Genomic DNA, 10626 nt, shown 5'->3' on the forward strand with positions numbered 1-10626 from the left:
ATAGGAGTCTCAAGGCATGCATTGTGGGAAGTTATCGGGTTGGAGAGAGATGGATTGCCAGAAATAAGAAAGCCCGCACGGGGTGGGCTTCTTGGGGTGTTTCGTAGACTGTCTGAGACAGCCCCCCGGCGGGATTCGAACCCACGACCCCTGCCTTCGGAGGGCAAAATCAAAGCAGCCTGGGTATTGCCTTTGCCCAGTTCACTAGGGCTCGTTAGTCCGGTTGTGTCTGCCGAATCATGACCGTATAGTTGTTTTTGCTGTCACCCTGCTGTCACGGACCGAGCATGAAGACAAAAATCACTGGCAAAACGATAACCCGCATTGTTCCAGCGGCGAAGCCCTATCGCATCCACGATACGCTGCAGCCCGGACTGTCGATCCGTGTTTTGCCCAGTGGCCACGCCAGTTATATGGTCACCTGGGCACGTAACAAGGCGGCCACTCTCGGCCGAGTCGGCGTCATTACGCTCGAGCAAGCCAGGACGGATGCCTCAAAGTATCTGGCGGACGCCCACGCTACTGGCGAGCCTTTGGCTGTCACAGAAAAGCGGGCCGGCGCCGCAATGCCTACGCTCGACCAGTTCCTCACCGGCACCTTCGAGCCCTGGGCCGTCGAGCATCACCGGGATGCCAAGAATGGTAATCGGGCTATCCGGCACAGCTTTGATGAGCTGCTGGGCCTCCCCCTTGCCAGCATCGACACCCGGCGCGTGGAACAGATCAGAACAGCCTGGCTGCGCGCCGGGCGGTCCCCTGCCACGGCAAACCGTAACGTCACTCGACTAAGGGGCGTGCTCAGCCGCGCCGTTGAGTGGGGAGTGTTGCAAGATAACCCGCTGAAAGTGCGGAAACTCAAGGTCGACGATCGCAGTCGGGTGCGCTACCTCAGTACGGAGGAAGAGACAGCCCTACGTGAGGCCCTGGAGGCCCGCAGCGGCGAAATGCGCGCTGCTCGCGACAGTGCGAACAGGTGGCGGATAGAGCGCCAGAAAGAGCCCCTGGCAGACCTTCGTGCCGTTCGCTTCGCTGACCACCTTGAGCCGCTGGTGATGCTGTCGATCAATACCGGCGTGCGGCGCGGGGAGGCATTCAATTTGACCTGGGCGGATGTCGACCTCAAGAACAAGCTGATCACCGTAGAGGGTGATACGTCGAAGTCAGGACAGACTCGGCATATCCCGCTCAATCGTGAAGCGCTGGAAACGCTCACCAGGTGGAAAGAGCAGGGCGGCGGTAAAGGTTTCGTCTTTCCGAGCCAAGGCGGGGGCCGTCTTGATAACGTCAAGAAGTCTTGGTCTGGCCTGCTCACGCTGGCCAAGGTGGAGCGGTTCCGGTGGCACGATCTGCGCCACACGTTCGCATCCAAGCTGGTGATGGCCGGCGTACCGCTCAATACGGTACGGGATCTGCTGGGGCACGCTGATATCAAAATGACGCTGCGTTACGCGCACTTGGCGCCAGGGACCAAGGCGGCGGCGGTGGAGTTGATTTAGCGCTTTATACCCAAGCTTTCAATCAAATCGTCAGGCTCTCTCTCTGCGCCCATATAACCAATCCCATCGTCATCACGGAATATCTCTCCTGGGATTTTGATATCTGGCGATACAGAAGAGAGCGGCTTACCTATGTAAGATTCCACCTCTTCCGCAGATAAGTCAGCACAAAATCCTTTGTCAGCAAGCTCCGCCGCCCTCTCCTTGATCAGCCCCCAGGCAAGTTTTATGGTTTTCCGCTTCGGGGTTACAAAAACAGTTTGACCGTTTTCGCTCTGCTGGAAAGCACCACCCATGCGCTCGAAGGCGTGGCTTCTGTAATCAGCGTCTGCCTTATTACGGACCTCATATGTTGTAAAGAAAATATGGCTGGCCCCCTCAAGCACGGAACGAATACAACCCTCTTCGTGATTTAGCAGCGAGGGGGTGAACATAGCCATATTAACCACCCGATCACTTTCAACCGGCGACCAAATTCGTTCGGACGCATATGCGAGTGACAGCTCAGAACTGGCCATCACGACCCTGCGGTCATGGGCAAGGCGTGACACGGCAGATTCGATCACACCTGTAATGCTCTGGTGACCGACTCTAGACAAAAGCTCGATAAGAAACTTAACGCGAGGGTCGAGCCTCAACGTCAGTGCATCGGTCTTCTTCGGCGTTTTTTTAATCGTCATCAGGTTCTCCTTGCCGCGAAGTATACGCCTTGATGAGTCCTGTTCAATCCGAATATTACTGCACATAATTTGACGTGCAGCATTTCCATAGGTAGCCTTTCATCATCTGGCAAAACTCCTTAATGCCAGGAGGAGAAAATCTATGTCGCAAATTGCAACCATTCCCCCTCTTTCGGTCAGCGTCGAAGAAGCCGCCCGCCTGGTCGGGCACTCTCGGTCGGGAATCTATGAGGTCATTGCTCAAGGCGAACTCAAGGCATTCAAGCTCGGCAAGCGCCGCCTGATCTTGATGGCAGAGCTCAAGGCATGGATCGAGCGCGCAGCGCAGGCCGGCGCACGGTGAAGGGCACAAAGAACAAGGGGCAGGAATTGCGCAGGACTGCGCGAGAGGTTGCCAAGACGGTGTTCGAGCACCGCCTTGGCAAAAACACACTGGGTAGCACCAACGTGAAGGGCAAACTATGACACGCCATTCTTCAACTGAGCAAGACCGCAAGATGATGGAGGCCCTGCGAAACGGGCCGGTATCTACCATCGAAGCCGCCAAGGACCTGGATATAGTCCAGCCACCAAACACCATTCGCCGACTCAGGAAGAAGGGGCACGAAATCCGAACCTTCTGGACGCACCAGTCCACCGAGCCAGGCCGCCCACCTCACCGCGTCGCCAAGTACATCCTGATGCGCGAAGCGTCGTAATCCAGAGTTCGCAGGGGTCTCCTCAGTTTTGAGGCGACCCCTTGCGCCTGCCTGCGAGATGCCGATGGGCTTCGGCCCGCTGGTAATCCAGCCGAATTACGCTGAGGTCGATTCAGTGGAATGCCTAGCGACAAAACTACTTAACCGCGGTGACGCGGTGAGCATTGAGCGTGGGCAGCTCGTCATTCAACCGGCGAGCGGCAAGCCTGTGCCCGCTGAATGGCTGGATCAAAAAGAACGGGAGATTTGCCGATCGGTATTGGTGGCAATTGGAGTCGATGCATTCAGGTATGAAGGCTATAGCGCGGGCCGGTACGGACAGCACAAATCGGCCGGCGTGACCCTGCGCTTCACATCGGTACTGACTGGCGAAACTGCCTACGCCATTTTCAATGTGGAACTGACCCGCAAGCGCACAACGATCGGTGGCAAAGCTGGCGCACCTCTTCCGGCCGGTGAGTTCCGTGTCGGAGAGCGAAGTCAGTTTTACAAGTTCTGGCGGGGCACCGGTCTACCACTTCCTGAGCGGATGCAGCGATTCCACAAATGCATGGGAAAGCTGTCCAGCATCTTGCTGGCCGGGGAGGTGAGGAAGGATCGGATTAATGTGCAGTCGCTCCAACCTGTGACCATCACCGAAGACCAGGTGCGCCGCGCAGTTCTAGGGCACAACTTGGGCACAACTGAGGCACAACTAGGGCACAATGAGGGCACAAGGTCAGGACACAAGGAAACCGCTACAGCCCAGGCAGTACGTGGGCTACAGCCGATTTCAACTACGTGTGATTCAAACCACGAAAACAAGTTAACAAGAAAGGACGATAACAAGGTAATCACTTACTCCCCTATACACACCCCTAAGCCACCACAGGACCAGAGCGTGGATGAGTGGTTGGAGGCATACGGCTCCACCTGATCCACTGTGCTGAGATGGCAGCACCCGCCCGCCAATGAAAAAGGGCACCACCCTGTGACGGGGTAGTGCCCTCGATACCGCGAAAGTTTCGTTGTTTCAGTCGTCGTCTGTGGGAGCGAACTGCAGTGCGCCTTCGCGCATCGCCCTGAGCCCAATCATCGCCGCCTTGGTCACGCGATCAATGAATCCGATCTCCAGCATTGTCGATCGCCCTCCCATCCCGATGAGTGCAAATTGAATCGCGTGGAACGCCTCGGTTTCATCGTGCGCAGCCAGCGTTGCGACCTCCACGTCAAAGAAATCGATTCCCTTCTGCCAGTCCGCCGCGACACCTGGATTGTTCCGAGGCCAGTTGATCAGTCGACCTTCTGGATCGCGCATTGTGAAACTAAGGTCCTCGCGGGTTTTGATTGGCGTGTTCATTCGGCACCCCCAGCGCCCAAGGCGGCACACCCGGCCAGCGCGGCCGTGATTTCCTCGCGGTTGCAGTCGGCGGTGTTGGCGCCGTCGGCGGCCAATTTCCAAGCGACGTCTACCAAGTTGCGGACGTGCTGACTGATACCCTTATCCGCCAATGCGGCGTAGAGGACGGCCTCGACCTGGCGTAGGGCGATCTGGGCGACTTCTAGGTCCTCCAACGCGTCATGTGCAACTTCTTGGATGGTGCGGGCCTGGACGCTCATAGGTCACCCCCAACACTTACAGCATCGTGCGCAGCGCCAGAGTAACGATACGGGTAGAGGAAGTTACGGCTGGCAAAAGTGATAGTTTCGAGACGGCGCTCGATCTCAGTGGCGACCGGGTTATCGAAACCGCCAAGTGCCGGGATCACATGACCCATGAGTATTGCGTGCAGTTCTTTGAAAGTGGCGCGAGCCTTATTCATACGCGCCATTTCTTCGGAGCTGATGAACACGTCGCGCACGACCTCGCCTTCAAGCACCAAAACAGCCGGGAGGTTGCTCATACGACACCCCCTAAGCAGATCCCGCGTGATGGGGCGGCGCCCGGCAGAACCTTGAAGCTGATGTCGCCCAGGATCTTCAACGGGGCCAGCTCAGTGAGCTTGATGTTGGCCGGCAGCGCCATGGTGGCGATGATCTGGCCGCGCGCATCCAGAATTTGGATGGTATTCTGTTTAAATTGCATGACGATTACCTTTGAAGTTGCGTCGTGTGATAGCCGGCCCGGTGGTTGCACACCGGGTTGGCACCTCTTCAAGATCGGCAAAATCCTTTGCCAATCGATCGGCTAATTTCTCAGCCGATCAATCGGCGAAACATTCCGCCAGTTACTGCTTACCCTTCTCGCTGATCCAACCCGCCGCCCAGCTCAAGGGGTCTTTCGACTCCATCGGCTTGAGTGGCTTCCCGTCGCGTGCCGCCTGCTTGCCCTCCTGCTCCGTCTCTTCGTGAATCCACACTGCTGTCAGCTTGTAGCCGGCCGCCCGCTGGCGTTCTTTGTAGTCCCGCTGCCTGGCTGCTGCTGACCGCGGGGGTTTGGCTTCGTCTGTCATCTTGCCTCCCTGTTACTAGTTACGATGGGGTAAAGATATACCAGCGTTACTAGTTACGCAATGGGTGTGTGCAAAATAATTGCAGCCCCCAAATCTGGGGGATCTGCCTAGCCGAGATAACACGGGTTTGCGTGGCATCTACCGTAATGCCGGTAGTTTCGCGAGCAAGTCGTAAAAGGGGTTCGTTCCTGGAAACGACACTCCCCACTGGGGGAAGTTACAACCGCATCTGCCGGATGACCTGGCGCGGATCAGCACCGGCGGATATTGCTGAGATAGCGTCCTTGGTCAGTTGGTCCAGGGCCTGCTGTTCGAACGCCTCGGCCATGGATGCAGCCTTGCGCACGATCAGCAGCGCCAGTTCTGGCGGGAACGTGGTCTTGGATGGGTCTGGCAGGTAATCGCAATCGATGACTGACATAGGGGCTCCAGAGATATCCTGACTTCTCAGGGTATCTCGACGCAGTGCCAGGTGAAAACTCTACATACACGCAAAAATGCAGTGAATTATCTCGCCGTGTGACGATTTGGTCTCAGTGAGACGGTTTGGTCTATCTGGCAGATCGGGGGTGGTTCCGATTTTCTCGGTACTCAGCCCCAGCGTTGCGTGACAGACCGTTTGGGCCGAGTCGGACCGTATCGTCTGACTGCAGGACGATCCAAAAACGGCGACTCCTCAAAAGTGAGGAGCCAGAAGTGTCGGATATCCCGACAGATCCAGGTAACGCTTCTAACGTTACTTCACCGTTATCTAACGTGCGCTCACCGGCATTGCCTTTGCGCGCCGCCTGGGCAACCATGAGGATTCTTGACAGACCCTAGACAGATTCCAGCCCATGGCCGCGCTTAACAACGAAATCAAAGCCTTTATCGTCCAGTCCCTGGCGTGCTTCGACTCACCCTCACAGGTCGCAACGGCCGTCATGGAGGGTTTCGGCGTGGTCGTGTCGCGGCAGCACGTCGAAGCCCACGACCCAACCCGCAAGAGCAGCAAGGGCCTGGCAAAGCGCTGGGTGACGCTGTTTGAAGACACCAGGAACGGTTTCAGGTCTGAGGTGGTCAAGGAGCCGATCGCTAACCGGTCCATGAGGTTGCGTGCGCTTGGGCGGATGCATGAAGAGGCCGAGGCGCGCGGACACATTGTGATGGCCATGAAGCTACTGGAGCAGGCTGCCAAAGAGTGTGGCGACATCTACACCAGTCGCAGGGCCAGGACCGACGCGGAAAAATCCGAGCCAGCCGGCCGTGTTGAGGTTGAATTCGTCCTGGCGCCGCACAAGGACGCCTGACAGCAGGTCGGAGCAGGTATTCCCCCATTGGGGAAACACCCCATGAAAGCCCAACCCCAATGGGGGATGAACACAAATCGACGACCATTCGACGACTGCTCGACGACCGATCAGCGAATACCGAGATGCGTCCAAATCTGGACACATCAAATCCGCGCCACGTTTTCATATCTTGCAAAACGTGGCGCGAGAGCCTGACCTACCGAAATGGGATGTCAGCCCTCCCCGCTCCATCCTCAATCTGAGTTCGGACTGAGCCGGAAACCCGGCCCTGTATCATTTTGGCTGATGCCGACTTAATGCAACAAAATCCCCCTCTCCAATCCTGCCAAAACCAACTATTTCAGTCCCATTCAATCCCGTTCTGTGTAGCACCTGAGGTGCACCCTAAAAGCACTGGATATGCGGCCAGATACTGCCTAATGTGAGCTTTGCAAGGCTTTCAACAGCTCACAGAGGATTGATCATGTCAGTCAGCGCCAGCACTACCAAACCCCGTGGCCCACAAACCAAACCCACCCGCGCCGAAATCAATGCCGCGTGGGGCCGCCTACGTTCGGCCGCCGAACAAGGAAGCGTCCAGGCAAGCGCTCTGCTGATCGCGCTTGTTGAGAACCGCCCGCTTCACGTCGACGCCGCTTAATCGGCCCACACATCAAAGGTAACTCAATGAAAATCGGCAAACGCTCCGTCCTCAAAGTTGGCTTGGCCAACCTCCATTACTCCGAATACGAGCACTCTCAGGTAGAGGCCCGAACATTCAATATTCGGCGATCCGATGGCACGAAAGGCACCTGGCAGGCCGGCGGCTTGCTGAAGTCGGTTCGCCATTTGCAGGGCTTGGCGCTGGAGACTTTCAAGGACCTTGGAGAAGAAATTCTCTCGATTCGCGGAAATAAAGACCTGAACGCCGCGGCCATCGAGCGCAAGGGCAAGGAGCAGATTGACGGGATCGTTCCTGCCTTGATGCCGGCTATGGAAAAGGCGGCAAAGGATATGCTGACGCTGGCCCAAACAGTGGTCAACGGCTTTGCTCCGGTCACGCCTCGCGCAAGCTCGGACGTTGTTGGCTTCCTGGCTGATCAGGAGCTACGAGCCATCGTGCGGAGCCTTAAGCCGGAAGAGCGCCAGCGACTAGTCGCGGAGGCACGCGCAGGCAGTCACCCCGACGTTGTAGAGGCGGTGCTCAGGGCAAACCCAATGCTCTCCGGGCTATCGCCAGAGGCGGCTGACAGCCTTTCGCGCGCAGGCATTGCCGCCTCGCGCGCCGAAGACATCGAAGGGCTCAAGCAGATGCTGGCGATCTACGATGACGTGCTGGCCACCGCCTCCAATGCCGGTGTCGCACTGAGCGGTATGGTCGCCAATTCGAATGGGTACACCGGTCGCTTTGAGAAGTGGCGATCGGGCTGCGAAGGCTCCGAAGCGCTTCGCGAATGGCTTGCGAAAATGCCCACTCGCACCACCGCAAAAGCATCTCCTGATAAATCCGAAGCGGCCTAGCCTCCACTCGGGCGCAAAGCCCGCCACCTCAATTAGAGAGACAAACCCAAATGAAAACACTTCGCGCTGAATCTGGTGGTAAAAGCCGCCTTGTAGGGATGTGGAAATTCCCCGAAACCGGCCCATTTGCAGACCTGTACGCAGTCGCTCGCGAGGCCCGAAATCACGTCGATGGCCTGCAGATCGCGGCTATGGGCATCATCAACGACGACCGCCGCTCAGATAGTGCGAAGCAGGAAGACATCCGCGCAACCGCGAAGGATCGGCTGTACTTCCTGGGGCAGTTGCAGCGCGACTTTCAGAAGTACAAGGAAAAGGTCAAAGAGCGCGCCGACAAGTTGACCGCCGTTAAACCGTACCGGGATAACGACCCTGTCGCCGTCCAAATCGACCTGGCCTTGGCTGCTCAGTTGCGCGCCATGGAGCCAGCAGAGCGCAACGCCACACTTCTGGCTGGCACTGACAAGGCTTACGTGGATGCCGCACTTCGCCTGCCTCGCGAACTGAGCGGCGTCAGTAGCGAGTGGTACGCCCGAATCACCAAGGAGGCCCTGGTACGCGCCAATCCCCGTGAAGCGCAAGAGATCGCCGACCTGACCGAAGCAGCAGACGCCGCACAAGACGCGCTCAAGACAGCCTTCGGCCTGATCAGCGCCGACGCTGGGATCAGTCTCGACGACCGTGTTGATGCGGCTGGAGAAGCTGCAAAGGAGCTTGTGCAAGGCCCTGCTGAGTCGACCATTGAGCGCATCCAGGACCGCCTGGAGCGGCTCAAGCAAGAAGAGGACGCTGCGGACGAAGCGCTCAAAAAGCAGATCCAAGGCGAAGGGGCTTAATCATTGGCCAAGCCGTTGCCACCAGCAGAGGCGGTGCCGGGCCGAGTTGCCGGGGGGAGATTCGCACCCGGCCATTCCGGCAACCCGGGGGGGCGCTCAGGCCAAACCCAGGCCATCCGGGAGAAGCTCGCGGCGGGTGCCGACGCAGTAACGAAAAAGATCCTGGCCGCCGCCAAGAAGGGCGATATGCAGGCGTGCCGCCTGATCCTTGAGCGACTGGTACCGCCAGTGAAGGCCACCGCCGAGGTGGTCAGCTTCGACCTTGACGACACCGACCTGCCCAGCGCCGCCAAGTCGATCTTGCGGGCGGTGGCGGCCGGCAACCTTCCTCCCGATCAAGGCCGCTCTCTCATTGAGGGCCTGGGCGCCGTCGCGCGAGTGATCGAGGTAGCGGAGCTACAGAAGGCCGTCGAAGAGCTCCGCCAGCAGATGGAGGGTATGCAGCGATGAGCATCCGTAGCCAGGTGGCCAAGCTGCGCCAGCAGACCGGGACCACCCAATTCAACAGGGACGTGCGCGCAATCAGTGACCTTATGGATGAGCTAGTCGCGGAGGCCGCCGGCGGAGGCGAGGCCCGCAAAGAAGACACACTCAGTGCCGTTTTTGACGAAAAAACGACCGCACCAACGATCCGGAGCACCAGCAAGTGACTTTTCAAGAGCGCTTCACAGAGGCCTGCAGCACACAGAAATTCAAACCCTACGAGCTGATCCAGGGGCCAGAGGCTGGTTACACGGTGTGGGAGGTACAGCACGTCAGTGGTGGGCAGCAAGTGACCATCGACGGCCCCTTCTTCACCGAGGAAGAGGCCAGGGTTTCGGCCGATCTGCTAAGAGGAACATTCCGCGGCGCCCGGGCCAGCGAGACGATTCACAACCGGGTATGGAACTACGACCCGCGCCAGGAGCAATTGACCATCGATCAGGCGCGTATGTCGCGCGCAGTGCTCGCCATCCGCCTTGGGCTTCCAGCTCCTTCGACCAATCCATAGGAGGCCTCATGGCCGCTACAGCAATCGATTATTCGCCGCGGACCACTATCTTTTTGGGCGGGTCACTTGCAAAGAAATACGGGCGAAAGCATACCTTTGTCCTTTCCAGTCATGGAGATGTTCGAGAGTCGGTGAGGGCCATAGATGTAAACCACCCCGGGTTCGCCGACGATCTGTGCAGGGCCAAATCCAAAGGGCTTGAATTCGCTATTTTTCGCAATAGGAGGAATGTCGGCGAAGATGAACTTGGCCTGGGCGGGAATAGAGAAATTCGGATTGTCCCGGTGATTACGGGGAGTAAGCGTGCCGGATCATTGCAGACGATAGTCGGCGCCGTGCTAATCGTTGTGGGTGCGGTCGTAACAGCAATGGGTGGCGGTGCCGTGGGCGTACCGATGATGAAGATGGGAGCGGTTGTGGCCATCGGCGGCGTTATCCAAATGCTCAGCCCCCAGGCCGGCGGCCTAAAGACCAGCGCGGCACCAGAGAACACACCTGGCTACGCCTTCGGTAGCGCCAAGAACACCACGGCATCCGGTAACCCGGTACCGCTCTGCTACGGCAAGCGGCGGGTAGGAGGCGCGATCATCAGTGCCGCGATCTACGCCGAAGACCAGATGTAGCCAATACCTGAAGCACCGAAGCCGCCCTTAAGGCGGCTTCAACCCGGGAATGGTACATTCCTCATTTTACGGAGAAGA

The 10626-nt window shown here is 58.1% G+C and carries 18 protein-coding genes; 11 read left to right on the top strand and 7 right to left on the bottom strand.

Translation table 11 applies throughout. The features are described 5' to 3' along the window. Nucleotides 1-287 precede the first annotated feature (287 nt). Complete coding sequence (locus tag ACP7E3_RS27560; RefSeq protein WP_426124990.1) at nucleotides 288-1496, top strand: tyrosine-type recombinase/integrase; 1209 nt, start codon at nucleotides 288-290, stop codon at nucleotides 1494-1496. Here ACP7E3_RS27560 and ACP7E3_RS27565 read toward each other — a convergent pair. Further along, nucleotides 1493-2176 (bottom strand): hypothetical protein, encoded by a 684-nt coding sequence (locus tag ACP7E3_RS27565; RefSeq protein ID WP_426124992.1) that lies wholly within the window; start codon nucleotides 2174-2176, stop codon nucleotides 1493-1495. The two genes, ACP7E3_RS27560 and ACP7E3_RS27565, sit on opposite strands and share 4 nt — an antisense overlap. Nucleotides 2177-2318: 142 nt before the next feature. Between ACP7E3_RS27565 and ACP7E3_RS27570 the strand changes: the two genes are divergently transcribed. The 3 genes from ACP7E3_RS27570 to ACP7E3_RS27580 all read left to right on the top strand — a co-directional run bounded on the left by ACP7E3_RS27570 (nucleotide 2319) and on the right by ACP7E3_RS27580 (nucleotide 3790). Continuing rightward, entirely contained in the window at nucleotides 2319-2519 is a 201-nt protein-coding gene (locus tag ACP7E3_RS27570; RefSeq protein WP_305493713.1) for a helix-turn-helix domain-containing protein, read from the top strand. Nucleotides 2520-2637: 118 nt separating this feature from the next. Further along, nucleotides 2638-2874, top strand: a complete 237-nt coding sequence (locus tag ACP7E3_RS27575) for a helix-turn-helix domain-containing protein (RefSeq protein ID WP_124304043.1) — start codon at nucleotides 2638-2640, stop codon at nucleotides 2872-2874. A gap of 64 nt (nucleotides 2875-2938) precedes the next feature. After that, nucleotides 2939-3790, top strand: coding sequence for a hypothetical protein (locus ACP7E3_RS27580; RefSeq protein ID WP_426124995.1), 852 nt, complete (start codon nucleotides 2939-2941; stop codon nucleotides 3788-3790). 96 nt (nucleotides 3791-3886) lie between these two features. Here the strand turns inward: ACP7E3_RS27580 and ACP7E3_RS27585 are convergent, their stop codons facing one another. The 6 genes from ACP7E3_RS27585 to ACP7E3_RS27610 all read right to left on the bottom strand — a co-directional run bounded on the left by ACP7E3_RS27585 (nucleotide 3887) and on the right by ACP7E3_RS27610 (nucleotide 5727). After that, nucleotides 3887-4213 carry a hypothetical protein gene (locus ACP7E3_RS27585; RefSeq protein WP_426124997.1) on the bottom strand — a complete coding sequence of 109 codons (327 nt, stop codon included), beginning with the start codon at nucleotides 4211-4213 and terminating at the stop codon, nucleotides 3887-3889. Continuing rightward, a complete protein-coding gene (locus tag ACP7E3_RS27590; protein ID WP_426124999.1) occupies nucleotides 4210-4473 on the bottom strand; it encodes a hypothetical protein in 264 nt (87 codons plus the stop codon). The genes ACP7E3_RS27585 and ACP7E3_RS27590 overlap by 4 nt, the downstream gene beginning before the upstream one ends. Then, nucleotides 4470-4757, bottom strand: coding sequence for a hypothetical protein (locus tag ACP7E3_RS27595; RefSeq protein ID WP_426125001.1), 288 nt, complete (start codon nucleotides 4755-4757; stop codon nucleotides 4470-4472). The genes ACP7E3_RS27590 and ACP7E3_RS27595 overlap by 4 nt, the downstream gene beginning before the upstream one ends. Continuing rightward, the gene (locus ACP7E3_RS27600; RefSeq protein WP_017529445.1) at nucleotides 4754-4939 is read right to left on the bottom strand and encodes a hypothetical protein; all 186 of its coding nucleotides are present in this window, start codon (nucleotides 4937-4939) and stop codon (nucleotides 4754-4756) included. Before ACP7E3_RS27600 ends, ACP7E3_RS27595 begins: the two co-directional genes overlap by 4 nt. 142 nt (nucleotides 4940-5081) lie before the next feature. Continuing rightward, entirely contained in the window at nucleotides 5082-5306 is a 225-nt protein-coding gene (locus ACP7E3_RS27605; RefSeq protein ID WP_426125003.1) for a hypothetical protein, read from the bottom strand. Nucleotides 5307-5523: 217 nt separating this feature from the next. Beyond that, nucleotides 5524-5727 (bottom strand): hypothetical protein, encoded by a 204-nt coding sequence (locus ACP7E3_RS27610; protein WP_044267637.1) that lies wholly within the window; start codon nucleotides 5725-5727, stop codon nucleotides 5524-5526. A gap of 415 nt (nucleotides 5728-6142) precedes the next feature. Between ACP7E3_RS27610 and ACP7E3_RS27615 the strand changes: the two genes are divergently transcribed. The 7 genes from ACP7E3_RS27615 (at nucleotide 6143) to ACP7E3_RS27645 (ending at nucleotide 10548) form a co-directional block, all read left to right on the top strand. After that, nucleotides 6143-6595, top strand: a complete 453-nt coding sequence (locus ACP7E3_RS27615; RefSeq protein WP_426125005.1) for a DUF2280 domain-containing protein — start codon at nucleotides 6143-6145, stop codon at nucleotides 6593-6595. A gap of 669 nt (nucleotides 6596-7264) precedes the next feature. Then, a complete protein-coding gene (locus ACP7E3_RS27620) occupies nucleotides 7265-8098 on the top strand; it encodes a hypothetical protein (protein ID WP_426125007.1) in 834 nt (277 codons plus the stop codon). A gap of 50 nt (nucleotides 8099-8148) precedes the next feature. Then, nucleotides 8149-8934, top strand: a complete 786-nt coding sequence (locus ACP7E3_RS27625) for a hypothetical protein (RefSeq protein ID WP_426125009.1) — start codon at nucleotides 8149-8151, stop codon at nucleotides 8932-8934. A gap of 3 nt (nucleotides 8935-8937) precedes the next feature. After that, a complete protein-coding gene (locus tag ACP7E3_RS27630; RefSeq protein ID WP_426125011.1) occupies nucleotides 8938-9384 on the top strand; it encodes a DUF5681 domain-containing protein in 447 nt (148 codons plus the stop codon). After that, on the top strand, nucleotides 9381-9584 hold the full coding sequence (locus ACP7E3_RS27635) for a hypothetical protein (protein WP_426125013.1): 204 nt from the start codon (nucleotides 9381-9383) through the stop codon (nucleotides 9582-9584). The genes ACP7E3_RS27630 and ACP7E3_RS27635 overlap by 4 nt, the downstream gene beginning before the upstream one ends. Continuing rightward, complete coding sequence (locus ACP7E3_RS27640; RefSeq protein ID WP_426125015.1) at nucleotides 9581-9925, top strand: hypothetical protein; 345 nt, start codon at nucleotides 9581-9583, stop codon at nucleotides 9923-9925. The genes ACP7E3_RS27635 and ACP7E3_RS27640 overlap by 4 nt, the downstream gene beginning before the upstream one ends. A gap of 8 nt (nucleotides 9926-9933) precedes the next feature. Next, nucleotides 9934-10548, top strand: coding sequence for a tail assembly protein (locus ACP7E3_RS27645; RefSeq protein ID WP_426125017.1), 615 nt, complete (start codon nucleotides 9934-9936; stop codon nucleotides 10546-10548). Nucleotides 10549-10626 lie beyond the last annotated feature (78 nt).

Source organism: Pseudomonas sp. PSPC2-3, assembly GCF_049898265.1.
Taxonomy (GTDB): domain Bacteria; phylum Pseudomonadota; class Gammaproteobacteria; order Pseudomonadales; family Pseudomonadaceae; genus Aquipseudomonas; species Aquipseudomonas veronii.